Genomic DNA, 24,586 nt, shown 5'->3' on the forward strand with positions numbered 1-24,586 from the left:
GTCCACCGCGCGGTGCGGGGCGGACGTCTTACCGCGGCGCCCGGTCGGCGCCGCCGACGCCGAGGTACCTGCTCTGCAGGTCCGGCCGGCTGAGCAGTTCGCCGCCCGTGAACTCGGCCTCCAGCCGGCCGGACACCATGACGAGCTGGCGCCCGGCCATCCGGACCGCGGCGCGCAGGTTCTGCTCGACGACGAGTACGGCCACCCCCTCCGCGACCAGGCGGTGCACGACGTCGACGAGGACGTCGACGATGGTCGGGGCCAGCCCCTCGGAGGGCTCGTCCATGACGATCAGGTGCGCGTTGAGCAGCAGTGCCCGTCCGACGGCGAGCATCTGCTGCTCGCCGCCCGACAGCGCGGCACCGCCGTGCTTCTTGCGCTCGGCCAGCCGTGGGAACAGCTCATAGACCGCCTCGGGCGTCCACCGCTTGGCGCGCGCCCTGCGGGCCAGCATGGCCAGGTGCTCGTCGACGGTGAGGGACGGGAACAGCCGCCGGCCCTGCGGGACGTAGGCGATGCCGGCGCCCGCGATCTTCTCCGGCGTCCGGCCGTCGAGCTGCTCACCGCGCAGCCGGATCTCTCCGCGCGTCGGCGGCAGGAACCCGACCAGGGTGTCGCAGAGCGTGGTCTTGCCCATGCCGTTGCGGCCGACGATCCCGACCGCCTCGACGCCCATGCTGAAGTCGAGGTCCTCCAGGACGACGGAGGCGCCGTAGCCGGAGCGCAGCCCGCGGACCTCCAGAAGGGGTGCGGTACTCATGCCGGCGCCTCCGTACCGAGGTAGATCCGGTGGACTCGGGGATCGCCGCGGACCTCGTCCGGGGTGCCGGCCGTGACCTGCTCGCCGTCGGCCATCACCACCACCCGCTGGGCGATACGGAATGCCACGTCCATGTCATGCTCGATGAGCAGCAGGGTCAGCTCCTCGCCGAACGACTCCAGCAGCTCGACGAGCCGCTCGCGCTCGCCGCGCGACAGCCCGGACGCCGGCTCGTCGAGCAGCATCACGTCCGGCCTCGTGGCGATCGCCATGCCGAGTTCCAGCTGGCGCTGCTGCCCGTGGGACAGCGCCCCGGCCGCGGCGTCGAGCTGCCCGGACAGCCACACCCGGTCCGCCACGTCGGCGGCCTCGTCGCCCATCCGCCGGTCGGCGGACGAGCGCCACAGCGCCCGGTGCCGGCCCCGCAGCCCGGCGAGTGCGAGATAGATGTTCTCGCGCACCGTGAGGCCGGCCAGGGCCCGCGCCTTCTGGTACGTCCTGGCGACGCCGAGGCGCGGCCGGTAGCGCGACGGCCGGTGGACGCACTCGACACCCTTGATGACGACGGAGCCGCTGGTCGGGGTGACATCGCCGGCGATCACGTTGAACAGCGTGGTCTTTCCGGCTCCGTTCGGCCCGAGGACCGCCAGCCGCTCGCCCCGCGCGATGGCGAGGTCGATTCCGCGCAGTGCGAGCAGGCCGCCGAACGCCACCGTGACCGCGTGGACCTGGACGACGGGCGCCGGGCCGGTGGACCCGGACGGTGCCGCAGGGGTGTGGACCATGACCGGACCTCCTATCGCTGCGGAACGCCGTCGACGACGGGGACGGCCTTGCCCTCCCAGGGCAGGTCCCGCTCCTGGCACTTGGGGAAGTCCCGGCCGGGGGACGGGGTGTCCGGGCTGAACGTGCCGCCGAAGGTCTGGTCGACGCCGGGGACGATGGCCACGCTCTCCTGTACGACCTCGCCGGAGTCGTCGACGGCGAGGCGCGAGAGCCCGACGTCGACGATGCCGCTGCGGTTCTGGTCCAGGCTGATGTCGCCGTGCGGCAGGTCGAGGGTGAGGCCGCCGACGGCCTTCTGGAACGCCTTGGGATCGGAGATGTCACCGTCGACCGCCTTGAGCCCCTCGACCAGCGCCACGCCGGCCGTGTAGTACCCGTAGAAGAACCCGAAGGCGGCGGCGGTCGACGGCGGGGCGGGCTCGTTGCCGCTCAGCGATCCCGGGATGGTCTCCCAGGTCTCGTCGGCGGCGGCCAGGTACTCCTTGATCTCCGGGGTCTTGATGTCGCCCGGCAGGGTGGCGAAGCCGCCGATGTGCGCGCCGGCGATGTCGGTGCCGAGCGCCTGGGCGAGGTCCGGGTTGAAGAAGAAGTTGCCCGCGTGCTGTTCGCCGGTCAGGTCGCCCTTGGCGTTGACGAACGCCTCCAGCGCCGCCTGCGTGCCGGTGCCGCCCACGGCCCAGAAGTAGCCGTCCACCTCGTCGGGGTCCGGCAGCTGCGCGATGTAGGAGGAGTAGTCGGTGGTGCCCAGGGGCGCGAACACCCGGTGGGTGACCTCGCCGCCGACGCCGCAGAAGTCGGCGACGAAGCCGGCCGCCGAGGTGTGGCCGAAGCTGTAGTCGTCGGCGATGACCGCGACCTTGCGCCAGCCCTTCTCGTTGTACAGCAGGTCGCCGAGACCGGCGTTCCAGATCGCGCCGTCCCCGTAGAATCGGAAGTAGTTCGGCGCCTGGACCTGCAGGGTCTGCTCCTGCGAGCCGGAGATGCCCGCCAGCACCGTGAGATCGGGCTTGCCCTTCGCGTACTCGGCGATCGCGATGCCCTCGTCGCCGGAGAGCGGGCCGATGATGACGTTGGCCCCCTGCTTCTCCACCAGGCGGCGCACCTCCTGGAGGATGCGGTCGGCGGTGTCGTCGCCGCAGCCGATGCCGACGAGTTCGATCGGGGTGCCCGCCACTTCCGCATCTTTGAAGCCGTCGAGCGCGCTGGTGGAAGAGTGCGAACTCGCGCCGGCGTAGCGGGCGAAGGCGAGCGTCGTGCCCGCCACCACGTCCTCGTGAAATCCGCCGAACGGGCCCTCGCACTGGCCCAGGATCCCCAGCCGGACGCCGTCGCCCTTCGCGGAGAACTGCGCCGACTCCTGATCCGCGGGCAGCCCGGAGGAGCCGCCGTCCCCGCTGCATCCCGCGGCCAGCAGTGCCAGGCTCGCCGCCATGGAGAGTGTCAGTGCCGCCGGGCGGCTGAGTCTTCTCATGGTCGTGTTACCCCCAGTTCCTTCTCGGTCGTGCGAACGGGCAGCGGTTGTCCGGTGGACGGGGTCGGCCCGGTCCGGGTGGGCGGGCGGAGGCGGCGGCGCAGCCGCCGGGCGATCCCGGTCAGTCCTTCGGGCGAGAGCATCATGATCACCAGGACGATCACCCCGATCACGGTGTTGAACCGCGCCTCGGTGATGCCGATCCGGTCGATCAGCGGCAGATCACGCAGGTAGGTGAAGATCAGTACGTAGACGAAGGCACCCAGCCAGGCGCCCTCGAAGGACGAGATGCCGCCGATCACCGCGATGATCAGCAGGATCAGGGTGGGGCCGATCGCGATCGACGCGGGATCGATCTGGCCGTTCCACCACACGCTCAGCAGGCCGGCCGCCCCGGCCACGAACCCGGCCAGGGTGAAGGCCAGCGCCCGGTGCAACGGCACGTTGAACCCCAGCGACCCCATCCGGACCGGATCGTCGCGGACGCCCCGCAGCGCCAGCCCGAACGCGGTCCGCCCGACCGCCCGGAAGCCGAGGTACGCCAGCACCGAGAGCCCGAGGCCCGCGTAGTACAGCCGCACCGGCGGGCCCAGCAGGTCCGGCCGCTGAATGCTGGTGAGGCCGCCGGGCCCGGAGATCTCGACGATCTGGGCGAACACGTAGTAGCCGACGACGGCGTAGACCATCGTGAGCATCAGGAAGTAGAGCCCCGTGGAGCGGCTCGCGAGTGCGCCGAGGACGAAGGCGGCCGCGGTGGTGACCACGAGGGCGAAGGCGACCGCCGCCCAGGGATGCCAGCCGAGGTTGAGGCCGCGGGCCCCGGTCTCCTGGGCCGCGTTGCCGAACATGAAGCCGGCGACGCCGAACAGCAGAAACTGGGCGAGCGAGGTCATGCCCCCGTACTTGGCGAGGAACACGATGGTCGCCGCCGCCAGGCCCAGGACGAACGTCTGCGTCATGACGAAGTTGACGAAGTACGCCGTCGCCAGACTCGGCAGAAACAGCAGGACGACGACCAGGGCGGTCCCGAGGACGTTGCGCCGGGTGAGCAGGTCGCGCGCGGTCATGCCGGCCTCCCGAACAGGCCGTAGGGCCGGATCGCCAGGACCAGCGCCAGCAGGACGAAGGTCATGATGATCGCGTAGTAGGAGTACTCGCTCGGCAGGTAGGCGGGCGAGAACGCGACGACGGTGCCGTACAGCAGCGAGCCGGCCGCGGCGCCCCGGAGCGAGCCGAGGCCGCCGATGATGACGACGACGAGCGAGTTCAGCAGCCAGTTGCCGTCGGTGCCGGGCGCGGCTCCGGCGAAGGAGGCCCCGAGCACACCGCCCACCCCGGCCAGGAACGATCCGACGAAGAACGTGACCGCGAAGACCAGCTTGATGTTGATGCCGAGCCCGCGCACCATCTCGCGGTCGTCCACGCCGGCCCGGATCACCATCCCCGTGCCCGTCCTGGTGAGCCAGAGCCACAGCAGCACGCCGACCAGCGCGGCCACGCCGAGGATGAACAGCCGGGTGGCGGGGTAGCGCTCGCCCTCGACGGAGAAGAAGTGCGTGACCGCGCCGGGCCAGACCATCGTCTGGGCCAGCCCGCCGAACTCACGCAGCATCTGGTCGGCCAGGACGACCGTGAGGGCCAGCGTCATCAGCGCCTGCCGCAACTCCTGGCCCTCGTTCCACTGCAGGAAGAGCTGCTGGATCACCAGGCCGGCCACGGCCGCGACGCCGGCGCCGGCCAGCATCGGCACCAGCCAGTCCAGCACGCCGACCTGTCCCGGCTCGATGTTGCGGGACTGGCCGACCATCGACTCCTGCACGCGGATGGCGATATAGGCGGCCAGCAGGAACAGCGAGCCGTGCGCCATGTTCACCGTGCGCATCAGCCCGAAGATCAGGGTGAAGCCGGACGCCGCGACGAACAGCAGCCCGGCGAACGTGACCGCGTCGAGCACCGTGACGAGGAACTGGCCCGGGTCCTCCGTCGCCGGCCCGGCCGGGGTGTCGTCGGCGAGGAACGCCACCCACGCGGCAAGGGCGGCGACGGCCAGGGCCACGGCCCAGAGAGGAGTCCTTCTCAGGGCCGCGCGCCAGCGTGCCGCGGAGTCCACCGGCCCACCCCCCAGGCTCGCGTTCACGGCGATCCCGCGTAGTCGGGGAGCTGCACCTGCGCTCCCCCGTTCATGGCCGACGCGTGCGCGCAGATGCCCACCGACGTCCAGTTCGCCGCGGTGACCTCGTCGATCGCGGACGACCGGCCCTCGACGATGCACCTGATGAACTCGTGGGCCAGATGCGGATGCGAGCCGCCGTGGCCGCCGCCCTGGACGAACGAGAGGTGCTCGTTCTCGTCGTCGTAGACGCCACGGGTCGTGAACGGAGCGATCTCAGGCGGCAGCCGGTGCGCGAAGTCCGGGATCTCGATCGTCTTCGGGATCTCTCCGGTGTGCAGCACGTGCCCGGCGCCCCGAGTGTGTTCCCATTCGAAGCTCGCCCGGTTTCCGAACACCGTGAAGCTCTCGACGTACTCGTGCGCCGTCTCGAAAAGCGAGCGCGCGATCTCGGCACCGACGGGCGAGCCGCGGAGGGTGATGAGGGCACTTTCTACGGCAAAAGGCGAGTCGTACTTGCCGGCGAGATGCGGGGATATCCGGCCGGAACCGATACACACGACGCTCTCCGCCAGCGCACCGGCGAGGCTCAGCACGGGACTCACCGCATGGGTCGCATAATGCATGGGCGGCAGACCTTCCCAGTACCCGGGCCAGCCCGCCATTTCCTGGTAGTGGGCGCCGCGCAGGAACTGGACCCGGCCTATCGTGCCGTTCTCCACGAGATCGCGGACGTGCAGGAACTCGCGGGAGTAGACGACCGTCTCCATCATCATGTACTTCCGGCCCGACTCCCGGACCGCGGCGACGATCTCCCGGCACTCGTCGAGTGTCGTGGCCATCGGCACCGTGCAGGCGACGTGCTTCCCGGCGCGCAGCGCCGAGACGGTGTGCTCGGCGTGGTTCGGAATCGGGGTGTTGATGTGGACGGCGTCGATCGCGGGGTTCTGCAGCATCGCGTCAAAGCTGGTGTACCGGCCCGTGACGCCGAAGTGATCGGCGGCCTCGGAAAGCGCGTTCTCAGTGCGCTGGCAGACCGCCACCAACTCGGCATCGGGATGCGCCTGATAGATGGGGATGAACTCGGCACCGAATCCGAGTCCGGCAATCGCCACCCGTACCTTCTGCGTCATCGTTGACCTCCCATGGCCGTGTAGATTACGGAGGGCCGCGGAGACCAACCATGCGTTATCTCGCAGGGTGCCTTAGAATTTTTACATGCCCGTCCGCAGGACACGTCACGTCGCGCTGCTGGTCGAAACCTCGAACGCCTACGCCCGCGGTGTACTGGTGGGTGTGAAGAAGTACGTCGAAGCGCACCCGGGCTGGTCGATGTACCTCGCGGAACACAGCCGGCACGAGACCGACTTCTCGTGGCTCGAAGACTGGCACGGCCACGGCGTACTGGCCCGCATCGAGAGCGCCGAGACCGCCTCGTTCATCCGCCGGCTTGGCCTCCCCACGGTCGACCTCAGCGCGGCACGGCTCGTACCCGAACTGCCCGGCGTCGAGACCGACGACGCCACCATCGCGCGGTGGGCCCTCCAGCACTTCGAGGAACGCGGCCTGCGGCACTTCGCCTACTGCGGCGACGAACGCTTCGGCTGGTCGCTCAAGCGCGGCGCCTGGTTCGCGGAACATGTACGCGAACGCGGCTCCGTCCCCCGGGAGTTCCGGATGCAGCCCTCGGGGATGCGCGCCGCTGACCGCGAGCTGCTCGCGGACTGGCTTACGGGCCTCCCCAAACCGGTGGGCGTCTTCGCCTGCTACGACATCGCCGGCCAAGAGGTGCTGGAAGCCTGCAAAACCGCCGACCTGGCGGTGCCCGACTCGGTCGCCGTGATCGGCGTCGACAACGACGAACTCATCGGCAACCTCACCACACCCCCGCTGTCGAGCATCGAGCCGGACACGACGCGGACGGGATACCTCGCCGCCGAACTCCTGGACCGCATCATGCAGGGCCACACCCTCGAACCGGGCCTGCGCCTGATCGAACCGACCCGGCTCGTCGCCCGCCGGTCCTCGGACATCCTCGCCGTGGATGATCCCCTCGTCGCCGAGGCCCTGCGGTTCATCCGCGACCGCTCGGACCAGAATCTCGCGGTCACCGCCGTACTCCGGCACATCGGGCTCTCCCGGCGCGCGCTCGACCACCGGTTCCTCAAGAGCCTGGGCCGGACGGTCCACGGCGAGATCGTGCGCGTCCGGGTGGCACACATCGCCGAACTGCTGTCCTCGACCGACTGGACGCTCCAGCAAATCGCCCAACGACTCGGCTTCAGCCACTCCGAATACATGAGCGTCGTGTTCAAGAAGCACACCGGCAAGTCACCGGGCCAGTACCGCCGGTCCGTGAACGGAGCCGTGGCACGTCAGACCTTCTGGGCAGAGTAGCCGCGCCCAAGCGATCAGGCGGTGTCGCCGTCCGGCTTTGGTCCCTCCGGCTCCCCCGAGGGGAGTGTCTGAGAAGCCGTATCTCAATCGACTGTGATCCGTTGGTTTCTGCTGGTCAGGCATGGTTTCGCTCGGGGTAAGGGAGGACGGACCGCGTCCAGCAGCTGGCGGTGGCAATAGCCCTCGGGCCGTCCGCCCCGCCCCTGAAGGAAGGATGATCCTGCACACTGCTTCGCCGGGACGGGATCGTCGCCTACGGGAACCGTACGGTCACCGTCCTCGCCCCCGAACTCCTCGCGTTGCGCGCATCTGTCGTCTCTCCTGGCCCAACCGTCCCTGAACCCGCGCAGTATGACTAGGCTGCTCCTCGCCCCTCGCAGCGAGGGGATCCCATCACCCCAGTAAGGAGGCGACCTTGGCCATCCGTAAGTCGACCATGCAGGAGCAGGTCGCTCAGGCCATCGCGCAGATCAACCCGGGTGACCAGCCTGTGGTCACCATCCACACCATGACTGGTCCAAGCCCTTGGCTGACGAACAGCCTGGGCGTCCTCGGCCAGCTGCTCGTCAAGTACTACTTCGTGACGGTGACGCAGCAGGCCGTGGTGTTCCACAAGGCGGGGCGGGTCAGCAGCCGGCCCAAGGAGCTGGCGTTCACGGTGCCGCTGGCAGAGGCCGGCGGGCTCATCAGCGAGGTCACTCGCGGCGCGATGTGGAGCTCGTTCCGGTTCCAGATACCAGGGGAGGCGCAGCCGACCCGGCTCAACGTCGCCCGTTACTGGCGTTCCGAGATGGACCAGTTCATCGGGGCCCTCACCGGCCAGCGGCCTGCCGTCTGATCACCGGCAGGGCTCCACTGTCCTGGGGGCACAGGGATAGTGCAGTGGAGCCCTTACGGGGTCGGCGTCAGGAAGCCGAGTCGAGTCAGGACGCCGACCAGCTGGCCAGCCAGCCGGAGGGAGTCGTCCGACCCCGTCGTGGGGACGGGGAGATAGCCGACGAGGACCTGCTCCACGTCCCGGGCGGCGTGCGCGAAGTTCCGGTCGCCGGGCGGTCGTCCTCAGCCCGGTCCGGACAGGTGCAGCCGGCTTGCCCCTCGGCTCCGCTCGGGGCGGCCTTCCGGTGTGCTCGGCCGTGCTCGGCGCACATTGACAACAGGCGTGCAAATGGTTCTGCCCTCTGCTCTGCGCCCCCACCCAGGACTCCCTCTCGAGCCTGCGGCCAACACTCGGGCTACAGAGGGGCGAAGTGGACTCGATGGTGATCCGTGCACCCGGTGACCAGGGCTTATAACCGTTCCCATCTGTGTGGTGCCCTGCCCAGGGCACGAACTGGCGACCGGCCGTGACCTATCAAAGGGCGGTGACGGCCAGGGCCACGCCCCACAGAGGAGTCCTTCTCAGGGCCGCGCGCCAGCGTGCCGCGGAGTCCACCGGCCCCCTCATGCGTGGCGGGCGCTGAACCTCATTGCGCGCGGCGTCTTGCCGCAGTGAGCAGTTCCGCTGCGGGGCCTGTCAGGGTGCGTCCCGATGCCCAGACAGCGCGCAGGGCACGGCGTAGTTCCATGCCCTCGACATCCACCGCGACCAGGCGGCCATCGGCGAGGTCGGCCCGTACAGCGAACTCGCTGATCACTGCGGGGCCGGTGCCGGCGATCACCGCATTACGCACAGCAGTGGCTGATCCCAGCTCCAGGAGGGGCAGAGGTTCGCCCACGCCGGCCTTGCGCAGCGCCTGGTCCAGGGTTTCGCGCGTCCCCGATCCGCGTTCGCGCAGCACCAGGGGTGCGGCGGCGAGTTCGGCGATGCGCAGCGGGCGTCGGCGGCGCGTCCAGGGGTGCCCAGGCGGCACCACCACGAGCAACCGGTCGCTGGCGACCTGACGGGCTGACAGCCCGGCCGGGGCCTGCGGCGACTCGACGAACCCGAGGTCCACTGCTCCAGTGCGCAGCAGTTCCGGCACGTGCTCGCTGTTCGTCACTTGGAGGCCGACGTGCAACTCCGGTCGTGCTCGGCGCAGTTCGCCGATCCAGCCCGGTACCAGGTACTCGGCCACGGTCATACTCGCCGCCACCCTCAGCTCGGCGTCCCGCTTCGTGCGCAACGCCTCCGCGCCGGTCAACAACCCCTCCAGCTCCTGGAGGACCCGCTGCGCCCAGCCGGCCACCGCTCGGCCCGCGTCGGTGAGCTGCGATCCGCGCCGCGTTCGGTCCACCAGCAACCGCCTGCCGTGGACGATGGTCCGTGCGACGGTGAGGGCGGTGAAGGGTGCGGGTGCTGATAGTCGAGGACCACCGCGAGCACGCGGAGACGCTCGCGGACGGGCTGCGCGGCGAGTGGCTGGCGGTCGACGTGGCGTTCGACGGCCCGGCGGGGCTCGAGCGGGCCACGGTCAACCACTACGACGTCGTGGTCCTCGACCGCGATCTGCCGGGGCTGCACGGGGACGAGGTGTGCCGGACCCTGGTGACCCGCGGCTGCCCGGCGCGGGTGCTGATGCTGACCGCGTCGGGGACGATCGAGGACCGGGTGGACGGCCTGTCCTGCGGCGCGGACGACTATCTGACCAAGCCGTTCGCCTTCGCCGAGCTCGTCGCCCGGATCCGCGCGCTGGGCCGGCGGGCGCAGCCGGCCCTGCCGCCGGTGCTGATCCACGGGGACCTGCGACTGGATCCGGGCAGGCGGGTGGCCGTGCGTGCCGGGCGCCGACTCGACCTCAGCCCCAAGGAGTTCGCCGTGCTGGAGCTGCTGCTGGCCGGGCGCGGACGGGTCGTCTCGGCGGAGGAGCTGCTGGAGCGGGCGTGGGACGAGGCCGCGGATCCGTTCTCCAGCGCGGTCAAGGTCGTCATCAGCAAGCTGCGCCGCAAGCTCGGCGACCCGCCGGTCATCGAGACCGTCACACAGGCGGGTTACCGCATATGACGCATATGAAGAGCGACATGACCAGGCTGGGGCGGCCCGGCAGCCGCCGCTTCCAGTGGACGATCCGCACCCGGCTGACGCTGCTGTACGGGGCGCTGTTCCTGGCCGCGGGCGTGGCGCTGCTGGCCGTCACGTACATGCTGGCGCTGCACCCGCCGACGTGGGCCGACGTACGCCCGCCGGAGCCGCCCGAGCCCACCGCCCCTGGCGGTGCGGCGGCGCTTACGCCGCAGCCGTCCGTCCCCGCCGCCGCTCCCGGAGCCGCGGGTACGGACCGGGACCAGCTGCTCGTCGCCTCGGCCGGCGCACTGGCCCTGCTGACGGTGCTGTCCGCGGGGCTGGGCTGGCTGGTGGCGGGGCGCGCCCTGCGTCCGCTGCACGCCATGGCCGATACCGTGCGCTCCATCTCCGCGCACGACCTGCACCTCCGGCTGGCCGCCCCCGGGCCCGCGGACGAGGTTTCGTACCTGGCCGACACCTTCGACGCGCTGCTCGACCGGCTGGAGGACGCGTTCCAGGCGCAACGGCGCTTCGTGGCCAACGCCTCGCACGAGCTGCGCACACCGCTGGCGTACGAGCGCAACCTGCTGGAGATAGCCCTGTCTCGCCCGGACTTGAGCGCCGCGCACCTGCGGGACGCCTGCCGACGGGTGCTGGCCAGCAACCAACGGCAGGGACAGCTCATCGATGCGCTGCTCACCCTCGCTCGCGGCCAGCAAGGCCCCGGCAGCCGTTCGGTGTCGGATCTGGCCGTGCTCGCCGGCCCACTCCTCACCGCCGCCCGGTCCGGGGCCGGCGCAAGGCTGCGCCTGGCCTCCACGCTGCGGCCCGCGCCCGTCGCGGGCGACCCGCGGCTGCTTGAGCGGCTACTCGCCAACCTCCTCGACAACGCGGTGCGCTACAACGTCGACGGCGGCACAGTCGACGTGCGCACGCAGCTCCTCGACGGACGGCCGACACTCGAGGTGCGCAACACCGGCCCGGTGATCCCGCCCACCGAGGTCGGCCGGCTCTTCCAGCCGTTCCAGCGGCTGCAGCCGGGCAGGACGGGCGGCCGCCACGGGCACGGCCTCGGGCTCTCCATCGTCGCGGCCGTCACCGCCGCCCACGGCGCCGAGCTGCACGCCGGAGCCCCACCCGACGGCGGGCTCACCGTCAGGGTGACCTTCGCCCCGCTTCGTGCCGTGCCCGCGGAGCCGGACGGCGCCCAGCACGCACCCTGTCAAGCCCCGGGTTTTGTGGGCAAGGCCACGTAGTTGGGCTGCAGGCTGGAGCGTCAACTCGTCTGTGGAGGCAGTCGGATGGTGAAGGTTGAGCCCTTGCCGGGGGAGCTGGTGACCTCCAGACGGCCGTCGTGTGTCTCGACGAGGTGTTTGGTGATGGCGAGGCCGAGCCCGCTGCTGCCGGTGGCGCGGCTGCGGGAGGGGGCGGCGCGATAGAGCCGGTCGAAGATGTGGGGCAGGTGTTCAGGGGCGATGCCCGGCCCGGTGTCGGTGACCGTGATTGTCGGCGCGTCCGTGGAGCCGCTCACCGTTACCGACACCGACCCGCCGGCGGGGGTATGGCGTATCGCGTTGGATACGAGGTTGCCCAGGGCTTGGCGGAGCCGGGCGGGGTCGGCGTGCACGACGACCGGCTCGACGGTGAGCCGCAGGTCCACTTCGGACGCTACGGCTTGGGCGCGGTGTGCCGCCACGGCCCGCTCGGCGAGGTCGGCGGCGTCCCGCTCCTCGGGGTGGATGCGCAGCATGCCGGCGTCGGCGAGGGCGAGGTCCTGCAGGTCGGCGACTAGCCGTTCGAGCAGGCCGGACTCCTCGATCAGTGACCGGACGAGGGTGGGGTCGAGCGGGAGGACGCCGTCGTGCGCGGCTTCGAGGTGGCTGCGTACGTTGGCCAGCGGGGTGCGCAGTTCGTGGGCGACGTCGCTGACAAGTGTCTTGTGCTGTCGGTTGGTGCTGGCGATCGAGTCGGCCATGGTGTTGAAGGCGGCCGCGAGGCGGGTGACTTCGTCGTCGCCGCGCACCGGAACCCGGGCCGCAGGGTCGCCGGCCGCCATCCGCCGGGCGGCGGCGGTCAGCGTGTTGATCTGGCGTACCAGGTGGCGACCGGCCAGTACCGTGATGGCGCCCGCGACGAGCAGGACCGCCGCCACCGTTGTCGCGGTCCGCCACCAGCCGTCCGGCGAGAACGGGTCGAACCGGTCGCTCTCGCCCAGGTACAGGTCGGCGGGTGCGGCGACGTACGGCCGTTTCGCCGCGGCGAGCGCGGTGTCCGCGCATTGCGTCCCTTCAGGACTCTCCGGCTGGGGTCGGACGGTGCGCATGCCGTGGGAGTCGGTGGCGACCTCGTAGTCCAGGTGGTGCTCGTCCAGGCAGGCGGTGGTCTGAGCGACGACCTGCTCGTGCAGGCTGCGGCTGGCCTCCGACGGTTCGACCAGCGCAGTGGGGATGCACGGGTTCACCGGCAGTGGCTGCGCCGCACCCGGACCACCGGCGGGGTGGTGTCTCGACCCCGCCTGCCCTCCTCCGCCGCCGTTGTCGCGCAGGCAGCGCTCCGCCTCGTCGGCGAGTGCCCGTCGCTCTCGCTGCTCCTGCTCGGTGAGCTGCCAGACGTAGAACCCGAAGCCGGAGCCGGGTGCGGGCTCCCGCAGGACCACATTCGGCCGCGCGGCAATGTCCTCGGTGGGGCGGGTGGTCGCGTCGATCTGGGCCGCGGCCACCGATGGCAGGCCGACCGCCGGCTGTGCGGAGTCAGCGATCGGCTCGCCGTCCAGTGTGGTGAGGGCGATTCGGCGGCCGGTGCGTTCCGCCAGCTCACGCACCAACGACTCGACCCCGTCCCAGTCGCGGTGCTCGTTGGCGTAGGTGTACAGCGCGGCGAGGATGTCGCTGTCGGTTGCCAGCAGCGACGCGTCGCCGGCCAGCTCGTCGCGCAGCTGGTGGCCCGTGCCGTAGGTGGCGAGCAACGCGGTGGCGCTCACCGCGAGCGCCGCCACCCCGAGCGACAGCCCGAGCAGCCGGGGCAGCAGACTACGACGCACCGGCACCCTCCTTGCCGGACGATTCGGTGAGCTTGTAGCCGACGCCGTACACGGTGAGCAGGTATCGGGGCCGGGTGGGTACCGGCTCGATCTTGCGGCGCAGGTTCATCACGTGCATGTCGATCGTGCGGCCGGTCACCTCCCGCTCGAACCCGCCGACCCGCTCCAGCAGCATGCACCGGGTGAACACCCGGCCCGGCGCGGCCGCCAGGCAGGCGAGGATGGTGAACTCGGCCGGCGTGGTGTCCACGGGCACGCCATTGACGTGGACCCCGCGCCGAGCCGTGTCGACGACCAGGCCGCCGACGTCGTACCGCTGCTGCTCGGCGCGGGTGGCGCGGGCGGCCCGCCGCAGCACCGCCTGGATCCGGGCGAGCAGCTCACGCGGCCGGTAGGGCTTGGTGAGGTAGTCGTCGGCGCCTTCGGCCAGGCCGGCCACCACGTCGTCCTCGCTCGCCCGTGCGGTGAGCATGATGATGGGCACGTCCCGCTCGGACCGCAGCGTCCGGCATACCTCCAGACCATCCACCGTCGGCAGCATCAGGTCGAGCACCAGCAGGTCCGGCACGCGCCGGCGCGCCTGGTCGAGGGCGGTCCGGCCGTCGTGCACGACGGTGGCCTCGTGCCCTTCATATTCGAGGTAGCGGCGGATGACCTCCGCCTGCTTGCGATCGTCCTCGGCAACGAGAATGCGCGCGGGCATGCCGGGAGTCTCTCCCACGTACCTGTGAATCGGCTAAGAAAACAGCGGGCGGACACGATCCTGACAAGATCCTGACCAGCGACCGGCACGCTCGCGCCTATGACCAAGCACCGCGAACCATCCCGGCTGTCCCGCCGATCCGTCGTCACCGCACTCGGCGTCGCACCGCTGGCCGCCGGCGGCGTGCTGGCGATCGGCGTCACCGCCGACGCCGGCACCGACGACTCGCCCCGATCCGGCCAGGTACCCGACGAGCTGCGACCCGGCGGCGAGTTCGACCGGTATCTCGACCGGCTGGCCGCCGAGGACGCCGTCTCCGGCACCGTCCTGCTGACCCATCGGAACGAGACCGTGCTGTCCCGCTCCCACGGCTGGGCCGACAAGGCACGACGGATCGCCAACGGGCCCGACACCAAGTTCTTGATCGGATCGATCCCCAAGGCGTTCACCGCCGTCGCGCTCGCCCAACTCGCCCAGCAGCCCGAACTCCCCTACAGCGCGACGGTCGGCACCTACCTCGACGGATTCCCGGCCGAGGTCGCCAAAACCGTCACCATGCACCAGCTGCTCACCCACACCTCCGGCCTCGGCGACATCCACAGCCCGGAGTTCTTCGAGCAGGCGAAGAACTGGGACACCGTCGAGGAGTTCTGGGACGGCCTGATGGCCTACGTCCGGACCCTCAAGCCGGATTTCACGCCAGGCACCGCCGAGTCCTACAGCAACGCCGGCTTCATCATCCTGGGTGCGATCGTGGCGCAGGTGTCGGGGCAGCCCTACTACGACTACATGCGCGAGCACCTCTTCACGCCGGCCCGCATGGCCAGCAGCGACTTCTCCACCACCCCCGAGGTGCTCGGCGACCGGCGCGTCGCCCACCCCTACGCCCTGCAAGAGGGCGAACGGGTCGACGTCCTCGCCCGCAATCTCCTGATCGGCACGCCTGCGGGCGGCGCCTTCGCCAGCGCACCGGACCTGACCCGCTTCGCACACGCCTTCCAGGACGGCGAGACACTGCTCGACCGCGCCAACGCCTATCTCGTCGCCAGCCCGAAGCTGCCCCTGACGGACAAAGACGGCTTCGCCGGCTACGGGATGACCGCCCGCCTCACCAACGGCCAGTGGTCCTACGCGAAGAACGGCGGCTCTCAGGGGGCGAGCAACAACGTGGAGTGGTTCCCCGAGTCGGGCTGGGTCGCCGTGGTGCTGTGCAACTACGACGACGTGGCGAATGACGTCAGTGACAAGGCCCGCGAGCTCATCACCGGCGCACGGTGACGGAAGGGAGTTGCTGCCATGACTGACCAGCCACGGTCCGCGGGTGAGCGGTCCCGACGTTCGGTACTGGGGATGCTGGCCGCCGTCCCGCTCGGCGCCGGTGGCGTACTGGCGGTTCCCGGTGCCGCGCACGCCGCCGGCACGAGCCCTGGCCGGACGAGTCCGGCTGGGGCCGCGCTGGACGCCAGGATCCGGGAGATCACCGGGCGGCCCGAGTTCGCCGACGCGGTCTGGGCCATGCGGTTCCAGGAAGTGGGCGCGTCCGAGCCCCTCTACGCGATGGCCGCCGACCGCCCGATGAACCCCGCCTCGGCCAGGAAGCACTTCATCGCCGGCACGGCGTACGAGATGCTTGGGCCGGACCACCGGATCCGCACCGCGGTCCACCGCACCGGCCCCGTCGTGCGCGGCGTGCTCAGAGGAGATCTGGTGCTGGTGGCCGGCGGTGACCTGCTGCTGGGCGGACGCATCCAGCCGGACGGCTCGCTCTGGCTGCGGACCGCGGATCATTCCTACGGGGGCGACGACTCGATTCCGGTGCCGGGCGACCCGCTCCGGTCACTGCGCGACCTCGCCGACCAGGTGGCAGCACGCGGCGTCCGGCGGATCGACGGCCGCGTGCTGGTGGATGCCTCGCTGTTCCGCCACGGCGAGGAGCCGACCGGCAACGGCGCCGTGGTGCCGATCACGCCGATGATGGTCAACGACAACATCGTCGACGTGGTCGTCAAGCCCGGCAGCGGCGTCGGCGATCGGGCGGTGCTGCAGGTGACACCGCAGCTGGGATACGTCGACATCACCAACGAGGTGACGACGGTCGCACCGGACGAGACGCCGCGGCAGCTGACGTTCGCCGACGACGTCGAGCGACCGGACGGCACCCACACGGTGCGGCTCACCGGCACCGTCCCCCTCCTCGACGGCTTCGACACGTTGCGGCCTTACGACGTCCCCGGCCCGGTGCGGTTCGCGGAGCTGGCCTTCACCGAAGCGTTGCGGGACAAGGGAATCGAGGTCGTGCACGCCTTTGATGCCGACGTATCGGCTGCGCCCGGAACGCCGCGGCACGAGGTGGCCGCGCTGGTTTCCCCGCCGCTGTCGGAGGCGGTGAAGGTGATGCTCAAGCTGAGCTCGAATCCGCACGCCGCGCACTGGCCGTACGTCGTCGGCGCGATCGCGGGCCACGAGCACGACGAGCCGGAGGCGGCGTACGAGGAGATGCGCAGCGCGCTGTTCGTACAGGCCGGCCTTGATCCGCAGCCACCCGGCTCGGAGGAGGGCAAGTACTCCCCGGACTTCTTCGTCCAGTTCCTGACCCACATCGCGCGCCAGGCCTATCTGCCGCAGTATCGCCAGGCTCTGCCCATCATGGGCAGGGACGGAACCCTGGCCAAGGTCCAGGTGGATTCGCCCGCCGCCGGTCATGTCTTCGCCAAGACCGGTGGTGGCAAGGGTCCCGACCACGCCGACCGCGCGCTGGTGGGGCTGATCGAGCTGCCCGGCGGGCGTGTACATCGACGGCAGTCTTTATCGATTTGCGGCCGAGTCAGGGGGACACCTCGTGGATCGGGACGCCGTGTGCCAGAGCTGTGGAGGCGGAGAAGTGCCGCAGGGCGTGGGGGGTGCACTCGGGACTGCGCCAGGCTTGAAGATGCCCGCTTCTGTGAGTGCCTTGCGGAAGTGGTAGGCGTAGTGGTGGCGGTGGGCATGGTGCGCTTGCCGTGCTCGCGCGGGGCGCAGAGGGTCTCGACGCCGCCCGTGGCCCTGGTGCCCCATTGCCGTAGGTGGGCCTCGATCTCGTCGGCGAGGAAGGCAGGGGTGAGGACGTCGCGGTACTCACTCTCGGCGCGGTGCTTGAGCGAGGTGAACCGGGTGAGGCAGTCCTCGCAGTGAGCCTTGGCGCTGGCCTGGCGGCGAATCGGACGAAGCCCGTCGCGGTGGCGGTCGGCGGAGAACGCGAGGGTCTCGCTGATCCGTAGCCCAGCACCGGCTTCGAAGGTAGATCGTGAGCCGGTACTGGGGCGAGATCTGCTTGGCAGTGAGGTCAACCTCATGGAGGACGGGGGTTTTGTCCTCGTCGACGGCGTCGGATCCCGCGCGCGGAAGCTTGATGCCGTCGGTGGGGTCGTCGGAGCGCCGCTTCTCCCTGATCGGGTTTTGAAGATACTGGTCATCGTCCTCTGCCGGTGCCGTACGCGTCGGGGCTCAGGGCGGGGCCTGCCATCGCGGGGACGGGCACGGGCGGCACATCGCGGACTCGTAAGTCAATTGCGCGTGGCGATCAGGAACAGTAGCGCACCCGCCAGAACGGCCAGCGCTCCGAGCAGAGTCTGCAAGCGGGCGCGGCGGAGGGCCTCGGAGACCTGCCACGCGAGGACGAGTTCCAGAAGTGTCTGGCGACGGGCCGTGGCGTGGGCCAGGTTGGCACGGGCCGCGTCGAGCCGGTGTGATGCGATGGCGCGGCGGGCCTCGTCCTGCTCCCCGGCCAGCAGTTCGGTGAGTCCGACGGCAACTCTGGCATGCAGCGTGCAGGCTCGGCCCAGAGCCTCCACGGAGTCGCCGAACGGGCCGAAGAACGTCTCAGGCGCAGCAGCGATCTCCCGGCGGAGCCCCGCCAGCTCCGGTTCGGCGACGGCCCGCAGAGTGACGAAGCGCGGCTTCAAGACCTCCTGGGTCCACCAAATGGCCCAGCCGACACCGGCCAGGGCGAGGACGAGGCCGGCTACGGCGAGGCCGATGTCGGTGGCCCCCCGGGCGTTCCCGATTGCGGCTAGCGGCACCCCGCCGAGCAGCAGCCCGCCCACGGCCGCTGTGGCAGCGATGGTCCAGCGCGCGGTGGCCCGCATATCGGCGACCGCGGCCTGAGCCGAGCTGAGCGCCGAGGCTGGTTCGGCGTGCGGCTGCGGTGTCGTCACCGGGTTCCGCCCTGGTCGCCGGCCTCGCTACTGCTGCCGTCGCCGCCGCGGAGCAGCGGGCTGTCGCCCCCGTCTGGCAGTTCGGCGTACGCCGCCCAGACGGTGCCGTCGTAGTACTCGACCCTGCCGTCCTCGGTGAACCGGACCGCGCCGGCCTCCGGCGGCTGAGCGGGCTCGAGGGTTGCCATGCGCGGGTGCTCCTTCAGAACTCGTCGTCGGCACAGGCGTTGACGTAGTAGATCTCGATCTTCACCGCATCGGCCTGCAGCCTCCCCTTCCACAGCGAGCGCATACCCACGTTGGAGCCGCAGAAGGTGTCCTGCCCGCCCTTGCGCAGCGCCCGGTTCGTGTCGTCTGCCAGTGCGGTGGCGGCATCGAGGCTGGTCTGCGGCCCCAGGCCCCAGGTGATGACCATGCCGATGCGGCGCCCGTCGGACGTACGGCGCATCTCCTTGCGCACGGCGGCGCGCACCTTGGCGGCGTCTCCTTTGGAGAGGCTGCCCCTACCGCTCGCCCGGCTCGTGGAATCGCGGCTAAGTTCGACCGTGATGGGCCGGTAGTCCGGGTCGAGACCGCCGGGGCCCTGCTCCGGGGGCTTCTCGGATTTGGTGGGCGAGGGCGTGGTGCTCGGATCCGGTTCACGTGACTTGTCACCCTCGTCGGCCCCCGTGGAAAGCATGCCAAGGGCGATGATGAAGAGCACCAGGAACAGGTCCGCGAACAGCCAGCCCGCCAGGTGCCGGGGCGCCATCCCGGCCCGGCGGCCGACGCCTCGGCGCTTCACTCGCCCTCCGGTTCGTACCACCCGTCGACCCCACCGGGTCGCTCGGCGCCCGCGGAGCGCTCGGCGCCGCGCGTGCCACCGTTGCCGTGCCCGTTCGGCTGCTCACCCCTCGGGCCCGGCATCGGGTAGGGCTCGGCGTTGCTCATGGCCAGGCCCGCCTGCGGTTCTGCCGTCCAGCCCGAGTCGAGGCGATCGAGCACGCGCTGGAGCACGGTCATGTATCCGTGGAGGCTCTCGCTCGACGCGACGAACTTCTCCATGGCGAGCGCCACTTGGCGACTGCCCTCGACGACGACCTCGGCGACCCTGCTGTGCGCCAGGTCGGAGACCCGGGAGGTCTCGGTCGCCTCGCCCAGCTCCGCGACCAGGGCCTGCAGCGCGTCGCGGGTCGCCTGCTCCTCAGAGGACAGCCGGTCACGCATGGCGGTGAAGTCCCGCAGCATGCCGTGCGGCACCGTCAGCGAACGGCCCATGGCGCCGAGTTCGTCAGCGGAGCTGCTCCACTTCTCCAGCGCCTGGGTGAAGCCCCCCTCCGGGCCCGGTTCGAAGAAAAAAACAAGCCGCTCGGTGCCGGCCCGCATCGTCTCGGCGAGGTCGCCGGTCGCGACAGTGATCTCCTGCCCGATCTGCACCAGCTTGCCGCTGGACAGCTGGGCGGCGTCGCCCGCGACAGCGATGGACACCTCGGCGTTGATCACCAGGAGCTGCTCCGCCACCTGTTGCCGCAGGGCGTCGTTCGAGGCAGCCTCGTCCATTGCGTGCAGGAGGAGGGTAAACAGGACGACGGCGCTCACCAGGCCCACCACCAGCCCAATGGCCGTACCGCCGAACCCGTGCGACCAGACATGCAGAAAGTTCGTGTCGGCCGGTTCCTCCTCGAAGTCGTCGAAGGCGAGCCACAGCGAGATCCAGGTCACGACGATCGGCACGAACACGAAGACGTCCCGCAGCGTCGCCAACCTGGCCGCCCAGCGACCGCGCTGGAACTGGCCGTCGGGCACCAGGACTTCGGGCGGATACGCAGTGATCAGGTCGACGCCGGCCAGGGCCAGGCCGCCCTCCTGCGCCTCGCGCGCGATGTGCCGGAGCACTGTCCTGCCCGACTCCCCCGGGCTGCGTTCCGCAAGCCCTTCGAGGGTCACGCCCGCCGTCTTCAGCGGACTCGGCGGCTCGCTCTGCTCCCCCTCGCGCCGCTTCCCCTCGGTCTGCTTCCCCATCCCCGTGCGCCTCTCTTCCCCGTCTTCACCGGCCCGTGTCGGACGGGTCCGTGGGTGGTTCGTTCCGGTCGCCGCGCACCGGGTGTCTGCGGAAGTACTCCTCCGTGACGATCCGCTCGACGAAGCGCCGCGCGCGGCGGTTCGACGCCGACTCGTACAGCGCCCTCAGGAGGGCCGGCGGGCAGCTGCGACCCGCCAGGGCGAGCACGTCCTCGACGTCCTCCCGCCCCACGGACCCTCCCGCCACGCAGGCGACCAGGGAGGCGTACAGCTGCACGGCCGTGCCCGGGTCGTCGCCCGCCAGCGCGGGGACCGCCTCGGCGAGGAACGCCCGGTGGTGCAGAACGTTCATGAGCTGCTCGCGCTCGTCGCCGCGCGGCGGCTTCCGGCGGGCGCAGTCGGCCAGGACCGCGCGGCCGAGGGACGGGGCGGCCTCGGCGATCCGGTGGACCTGCTCGATCAGCTGCCAGGACGGCGTCCTTTCGACCATTTTCGCGCGGAGGCCGGCCTGTTCATCCCTCCCAAGGCCGGCCCGCTGCGCCACCCGCAGGATGCGCACCACGTCCACGGCCACGCCCCTACCCCACGCCGACTGCAGCGCCGTGTGGATGGCGTCGCGGGTCACCGACAGATGCGGGTGGGATTCCCACAGGGCGCCGAGGAGGGCGGCGTCGTCACCGGGCTGGGACGAGAGCAGCCGACGCAGGACCGTCCGGTGCATGAGGTCCCGGACCTCGGCGTACGGCTGCAGATCGGCGCGATGGGGCGCCCAGGCCCGCACCAGCCCGGCGAGTGTGACGTCGTCCGTCTGGCGCAGCTGGACCTCGATGCGGGGCAGAACCGCCGCGCCGGCCAGGTAGGTCCGGGCCGCCGGTTCGAGCCGGCCGGCCAGGGCGTCCTCAAGGAGCATCCGTACGTCGGCGAGAACGCCCGGAGCCATCTGGTGGGCCTGCTGCCAGGAGGCCACCTCGCCCGCGGTGCTCAGCCGGTGGGTGGGCAGCAGCCGCTCCAGGCCCTCGGAGCCGCGGCGGCGGTGGAGTTCGACGAGCTGCGCGGCCAGTTCACGGGTGCCGCCGTCGGCGGACGCCGCCTCGGCCGGTTGCTGCCCGCCCGGGGTCTCCGCCGTGCCGGCGTCCGCGGCGCGGACCGACCGCCGGTCACTCGGTGCGTAGAGCGAACCGCGGTCGGCACCGTCGACGAAGACGAACCGTGGCAGTCCGGGACCGCTGTCACTGTTCTCGCGGGTGGCGAAGGTCCACTCCCCCGCGGTCAGCGGGCCGAGAACGCCGTGGAGCGCCCACAGCACCACCTCGGGTGGCAGTGGCGAGTCCACGACGGTGACGGGCTCGCCCGGGGCGTCGAGAACGGCGGCGGCCAGCGGCACGAGCAGGCCGACCGGCGCCTCCCGCGCCTCGGCCGCAAGCGTGTCGCCCGTGCCTTTGAGGTGTTTGCGCAGCTCGCCGAGGGGCACCCGCTGCAGCCGCTCCTTGCTGCCGTCAGCGCCGTACGGGGGCAGCCAGCCCGCCCAGTCGCTGCGGCATAAGGCCAGCGCCAGGGGCGGGTCCAGCCAGTCGGCCGGGCCAATGAGGGCGTGGGTGAGCGAGGACCCGACGCGGCCGTTCCGGTCCCGGACGGGCCGCTTGCGCAGCATGGCGGCGGTGTCCGCATGGCGCGTGTAGAGGAAGCCGTCTCGCGTGCTGCCCTCGGCTGCCCACAGCAGGGAGTCGAGCCGGCCGTCCCAGCGGCGCAACTGCTCGTCGTCGAGCGAGGTCGAGACGGGACCCACGCCGGAGCCGCCCAGGAGCGAGCGCTCGGTCGAGCGATAGACAAGCAGGTCGGCGTAGGGCGGCGCGGGGGAGGGCTGGTTCATAAGGCGCTACGTTCCCCTCCGAGTTGCCCGGTACCGGTCAGGACGCCCTTCATGGCGAGCAGGGAGAGGAGTGGCTCCACGACGCGGTGCTGCCCGAACGAGGCGGCCGGGAAACGCCGCACGCCGTCCGGGTCGAGGTGGTCGTTGGCGACCGTGCCGGTGGCGGACGCCAGATGGAGCGTGGCGTTCTCGCACTCCTTGACGGGGTCAAGCCACCGTTCGCCGCCGCGGACCCGGAGCATCCGGTAGACCGCCCTGCTCTCCTGGTCCACGGCGCCCGGGGCGCGCGGGCCGACGCCGTCGGGGCCCGGAAGGCCGCGCGGCAGCCAGGGCTCGACCTCGTCGTAGCCGCGGTGCCGCAGCAGATCCGATTTGGTCACCACCAGGGCGCACGGGAGGCGCAGGAACTCCTCGCCCCGTTCCGGCCTGCTCGCCTTGAGCCGCTGGAGCACCGCCCGGACGGAGACGTCGCCTGCCACTCCCGATGCGGGGTCGCGACCGAGGCGGGCGAGCCCGCGCACGCTCATCGGGTCGACGACGCAGATGAGACCGCCGAGCCGGTTGAGGTAGTCGACCTCGGGGCCCGTGTGTGCCAGCCGTTCGCCTGCCACGTCGAAGAAGACGACCGAGTGATGGCGTCCGGTGGCACGGTCCGTGACGACGAGGCCGGCCGCGAAGTGCAGGCGGGCGGTTCCGGGGGTCAGCTTGAGTTCCTGGCGGTCGCCGACGAGCGGGTCGATGACCCTGCGCCGGTAGTCGCCGAACTGCCGCTGGTCGAGCCCTTCCACGGTGAATCCGTGGCGGGACGCCACCTCCGCGTCGGTGATCCCGTGGATCATCGCGGCGAGGAGATGGCTCTTGCCGGTGCTGGAGGCGCCCACCAGGCCGATGCGCACCGGCTCCGTGCCGAACGACGGGTAGCGCTCGGGCAGGTTGTGCCCGTCGACCGCGCTGGTGCCCGGGCAGGTGCGGTAGGTCCGTACCTCCTGGGCTCTCTCGGCGGCGCTTCCCAGCTGGTGCCGGCCGGGTTCGAGCGGCACCAGTTCGCCGGAGCCGTCGTCGACCGTGCGCGGCAGCGTGTTCCAGTCGAGTTCGGTCAGGCACACCGGGCACTCGACACGCCACGGGGCAGGGGGCGGAGGCACGGCTGGGGCGGCCTGCCTGCTCCGGCGAAAGAGCCTGCGCCACGGGCCGGGCGGCCGTCCAGCCCCAGCTGCGTCCCCTGGCGGTGCAGCGCCGGGAGGAGGCGGGACCCCGGCGGGCCGTGGGCGTACCGCCCTGCTGCTCCTGAACGTCGCCTGGCGCTGGCGGAGCCGGGTGAACTCCGCGTCGGCCTCGCGGATGCGCTCTTCCAGCTGCTTGCGCACGCTATCCGGGAAGAGCCATTCGATCCGGGGAGTGAGGCGCTGGCGCACCGACTCGGCCGAGGGCAGCGGGGCGCCGCCCGGCCCGGGGAAGACGTAGCGCAGCAGGTCTCCGACCCAGACGTCGTACAGGTCGAGCCTGCCGCGGATGTCCTCCTGGTCCGCGCCGTACGGGAGTGTCTCCCCGGTGGCGAGCCAGAAGGTGACGAGGCCCGCGCTGTACACGTCGTCCTGGGTCCGGGCCTCCCGGCCGGGAGCCCGGCCCGGGGGGTCCCAGAGCGTCGGGGGGCGGTCGTGGGCGCGCGCCCCCGCGTACAGCGCCCGGTCGAGGCCGGCGAGTTGCAGCCCGCCCCCGTCCCACCACAGGTGCTCCGGCGAGACCGCGCCGTGCACCAAGCCGCACTCGTGCAGCGCGGCGAGCGCGGTGAACAGGTCCCGGACCGCGGGTACGAGTGCACCTCCGTCGTGGAGTGCGTCGGGGTCCTGCCAGTCGCCGAGGCAGTCACCGCGCCAGTCCAGCAGCAGCCGCGGCCGTTCCTGGTCGCGGTCACGGGCGAGAACCCGGGGGAGCTGCTGCGGCACCTGCTCGGGGCCGTAGGCACGTACGAGGGTCTCGGTGACCCCGAACTCGTGGTCGAGGTACGGGGCATCGGTGCTCGCGACCGGCTCCTTGACCATGACCTGGCTGCCGCTCACGGCCAGGCGCCGACGGTACAGTCGGAAGCCGCCGCGGATCGCCGCCTCGTCGCCCGTGGCGGCGCCGAGCCGGAAGATCCTGCTCTCTCCCTGCCGCGCACCGGGCCGCTCGCCCCTGAACTCGTCTCCCACCGCTCCGCCCTTCCCCCGCCGCTCCGGCCCGCGCCCACGCCCAAACGGCCCACCAGTGCTCTATCTACCACAGATGCATGTGCCGCCAACGCCGGTTGCAGATCCTGCGCCGGCCCTGCGCGCAAATCAGCCGACATTTTTCT

General features: G+C 71.2%; 21 protein-coding genes. 6 read left to right on the forward strand and 15 right to left on the reverse strand.

All coding sequences use genetic code 11. From position 1 onward, the window contains the following. Positions 1–28 precede the first annotated feature (28 nt). The 6 genes from T328_RS10600 to T328_RS10625 are packed head-to-tail and all read right to left on the reverse strand — an operon-like array spanning position 29 to position 6,308. Complete coding sequence (locus T328_RS10600) at positions 29–760, reverse strand: ABC transporter ATP-binding protein (RefSeq protein WP_496495684.1); 732 nt, start codon at positions 758–760, stop codon at positions 29–31. After that, on the reverse strand, positions 757–1,545 hold the full coding sequence (locus T328_RS10605) for an ABC transporter ATP-binding protein (protein WP_496495685.1): 789 nt from the start codon (positions 1,543–1,545) through the stop codon (positions 757–759). Before T328_RS10605 ends, T328_RS10600 begins: the two co-directional genes overlap by 4 nt. A gap of 11 nt (positions 1,546–1,556) precedes the next feature. Continuing rightward, the gene (locus T328_RS10610) at positions 1,557–3,017 is read right to left on the reverse strand and encodes an ABC transporter substrate-binding protein (protein WP_496495686.1); all 1,461 of its coding nucleotides are present in this window, start codon (positions 3,015–3,017) and stop codon (positions 1,557–1,559) included. Further along, positions 3,014–4,084 carry a branched-chain amino acid ABC transporter permease gene (locus T328_RS10615; RefSeq protein WP_496495687.1) on the reverse strand — a complete coding sequence of 357 codons (1,071 nt, stop codon included), beginning with the start codon at positions 4,082–4,084 and terminating at the stop codon, positions 3,014–3,016. The genes T328_RS10610 and T328_RS10615 overlap by 4 nt, the downstream gene beginning before the upstream one ends. Continuing rightward, on the reverse strand, positions 4,081–5,127 hold the full coding sequence (locus T328_RS10620; protein WP_496495688.1) for a branched-chain amino acid ABC transporter permease: 1,047 nt from the start codon (positions 5,125–5,127) through the stop codon (positions 4,081–4,083). The genes T328_RS10615 and T328_RS10620 overlap by 4 nt, the downstream gene beginning before the upstream one ends. A gap of 23 nt (positions 5,128–5,150) precedes the next feature. Beyond that, positions 5,151–6,308 carry a Gfo/Idh/MocA family protein gene (locus T328_RS10625; protein WP_496495689.1) on the reverse strand — a complete coding sequence of 386 codons (1,158 nt, stop codon included), beginning with the start codon at positions 6,306–6,308 and terminating at the stop codon, positions 5,151–5,153. Between the two features lie 37 nt (positions 6,309–6,345). Between T328_RS10625 and T328_RS10630 the strand changes: the two genes are divergently transcribed. Both T328_RS10630 and T328_RS10635 read left to right on the forward strand, forming a co-directional pair. Next, positions 6,346–7,524: a XylR family transcriptional regulator gene (locus T328_RS10630; RefSeq protein WP_496495690.1), complete on the forward strand. Its 1,179-nt coding sequence runs from the start codon at positions 6,346–6,348 to the stop codon at positions 7,522–7,524. 415 nt (positions 7,525–7,939) lie between these two features. Further along, a complete protein-coding gene (locus T328_RS10635; RefSeq protein WP_496495691.1) occupies positions 7,940–8,362 on the forward strand; it encodes a hypothetical protein in 423 nt (140 codons plus the stop codon). 625 nt (positions 8,363–8,987) lie between these two features. Here T328_RS10635 and T328_RS10640 read toward each other — a convergent pair. Continuing rightward, a complete protein-coding gene (locus T328_RS10640) occupies positions 8,988–9,737 on the reverse strand; it encodes a LysR substrate-binding domain-containing protein (protein WP_496495692.1) in 750 nt (249 codons plus the stop codon). A 53-nt stretch (positions 9,738–9,790) separates the two neighbouring features. Here T328_RS10640 and T328_RS10645 point away from each other — a divergent pair, with 53 nt between their 5' ends. Both T328_RS10645 and T328_RS10650 read left to right on the forward strand, forming a co-directional pair. After that, the gene (locus T328_RS10645) at positions 9,791–10,444 is read left to right on the forward strand and encodes a response regulator transcription factor (RefSeq protein WP_496495693.1); all 654 of its coding nucleotides are present in this window, start codon (positions 9,791–9,793) and stop codon (positions 10,442–10,444) included. A gap of 17 nt (positions 10,445–10,461) precedes the next feature. Beyond that, positions 10,462–11,700 carry an ATP-binding protein gene (locus T328_RS10650; RefSeq protein WP_496495694.1) on the forward strand — a complete coding sequence of 413 codons (1,239 nt, stop codon included), beginning with the start codon at positions 10,462–10,464 and terminating at the stop codon, positions 11,698–11,700. Between the two features lie 20 nt (positions 11,701–11,720). Here T328_RS10650 and T328_RS10655 read toward each other — a convergent pair whose 3' ends face one another. Further along, positions 11,721–13,484 carry a sensor histidine kinase gene (locus T328_RS10655; protein WP_496495695.1) on the reverse strand — a complete coding sequence of 588 codons (1,764 nt, stop codon included), beginning with the start codon at positions 13,482–13,484 and terminating at the stop codon, positions 11,721–11,723. Further along, on the reverse strand, positions 13,474–14,187 hold the full coding sequence (locus tag T328_RS10660) for a response regulator transcription factor (RefSeq protein ID WP_496495696.1): 714 nt from the start codon (positions 14,185–14,187) through the stop codon (positions 13,474–13,476). The genes T328_RS10655 and T328_RS10660 overlap by 11 nt, the downstream gene beginning before the upstream one ends. Before the next feature lie 99 nt (positions 14,188–14,286). Here T328_RS10660 and T328_RS10665 point away from each other — a divergent pair, with 99 nt between their 5' ends. Together T328_RS10665 and dacB are read left to right on the forward strand one after the other, a co-directional pair. Continuing rightward, positions 14,287–15,465 carry a serine hydrolase domain-containing protein gene (locus T328_RS10665; RefSeq protein WP_496495697.1) on the forward strand — a complete coding sequence of 393 codons (1,179 nt, stop codon included), beginning with the start codon at positions 14,287–14,289 and terminating at the stop codon, positions 15,463–15,465. Between the two features lie 18 nt (positions 15,466–15,483). Next, entirely contained in the window at positions 15,484–17,358 is a 1,875-nt protein-coding gene (dacB, locus tag T328_RS10670) for a D-alanyl-D-alanine carboxypeptidase/D-alanyl-D-alanine endopeptidase (protein ID WP_496495698.1), read from the forward strand. 371 nt (positions 17,359–17,729) lie between these two features. Here dacB and T328_RS10675 read toward each other — a convergent pair whose 3' ends face one another. From T328_RS10675 to T328_RS10700, 6 genes are read right to left on the reverse strand one after another with little or no spacing between them, the layout of a single operon-like run. Then, positions 17,730–18,380 carry a hypothetical protein gene (locus tag T328_RS10675; RefSeq protein ID WP_496495699.1) on the reverse strand — a complete coding sequence of 217 codons (651 nt, stop codon included), beginning with the start codon at positions 18,378–18,380 and terminating at the stop codon, positions 17,730–17,732. After that, complete coding sequence (locus tag T328_RS10680; RefSeq protein ID WP_496495700.1) at positions 18,377–18,568, reverse strand: hypothetical protein; 192 nt, start codon at positions 18,566–18,568, stop codon at positions 18,377–18,379. The genes T328_RS10675 and T328_RS10680 overlap by 4 nt, the downstream gene beginning before the upstream one ends. 14 nt (positions 18,569–18,582) lie before the next feature. Next, positions 18,583–19,164 (reverse strand): hypothetical protein, encoded by a 582-nt coding sequence (locus tag T328_RS10685; protein ID WP_496495701.1) that lies wholly within the window; start codon positions 19,162–19,164, stop codon positions 18,583–18,585. Next, positions 19,161–20,381, reverse strand: coding sequence for a hypothetical protein (locus T328_RS10690; protein ID WP_496495702.1), 1,221 nt, complete (start codon positions 20,379–20,381; stop codon positions 19,161–19,163). Before T328_RS10690 ends, T328_RS10685 begins: the two co-directional genes overlap by 4 nt. 25 nt (positions 20,382–20,406) lie before the next feature. Further along, positions 20,407–22,251: a hypothetical protein gene (locus T328_RS10695; protein WP_496495703.1), complete on the reverse strand. Its 1,845-nt coding sequence runs from the start codon at positions 22,249–22,251 to the stop codon at positions 20,407–20,409. Continuing rightward, positions 22,248–24,443 (reverse strand): serine/threonine-protein kinase, encoded by a 2,196-nt coding sequence (locus tag T328_RS10700; protein WP_496495704.1) that lies wholly within the window; start codon positions 24,441–24,443, stop codon positions 22,248–22,250. Before T328_RS10700 ends, T328_RS10695 begins: the two co-directional genes overlap by 4 nt. Positions 24,444–24,586: the final 143 nt, after the last annotated feature.

This window comes from Streptomyces sp. CNX435, from assembly GCF_059570575.1.

Coding starts and splice junctions, on each gene's coding strand:
- T328_RS10600 (WP_496495684.1), bottom strand. CDS start 760: ATGAGTACCGCACCCCTTCTGGAGGTCCGCGGGCTGCGCTCCGGCTAC.
- T328_RS10605 (WP_496495685.1), bottom strand. CDS start 1,545: ATGGTCCACACCCCTGCGGCACCGTCCGGGTCCACCGGCCCGGCGCCC.
- T328_RS10610 (WP_496495686.1), bottom strand. CDS start 3,017: ATGAGAAGACTCAGCCGCCCGGCGGCACTGACACTCTCCATGGCGGCG.
- T328_RS10615 (WP_496495687.1), bottom strand. CDS start 4,084: ATGACCGCGCGCGACCTGCTCACCCGGCGCAACGTCCTCGGGACCGCC.
- T328_RS10630 (WP_496495690.1), top strand. CDS start 6,346: ATGCCCGTCCGCAGGACACGTCACGTCGCGCTGCTGGTCGAAACCTCG.
- T328_RS10650 (WP_496495694.1), top strand. CDS start 10,462: ATGACCAGGCTGGGGCGGCCCGGCAGCCGCCGCTTCCAGTGGACGATC.
- T328_RS10660 (WP_496495696.1), bottom strand. CDS start 14,187: ATGCCCGCGCGCATTCTCGTTGCCGAGGACGATCGCAAGCAGGCGGAG.
- T328_RS10665 (WP_496495697.1), top strand. CDS start 14,287: ATGACCAAGCACCGCGAACCATCCCGGCTGTCCCGCCGATCCGTCGTC.
- dacB (WP_496495698.1), top strand. CDS start 15,484: ATGACTGACCAGCCACGGTCCGCGGGTGAGCGGTCCCGACGTTCGGTA.
- T328_RS10680 (WP_496495700.1), bottom strand. CDS start 18,568: ATGGCAACCCTCGAGCCCGCTCAGCCGCCGGAGGCCGGCGCGGTCCGG.
- T328_RS10690 (WP_496495702.1), bottom strand. CDS start 20,381: ATGGGGAAGCAGACCGAGGGGAAGCGGCGCGAGGGGGAGCAGAGCGAG.
- T328_RS10695 (WP_496495703.1), bottom strand. CDS start 22,251: ATGAACCAGCCCTCCCCCGCGCCGCCCTACGCCGACCTGCTTGTCTAT.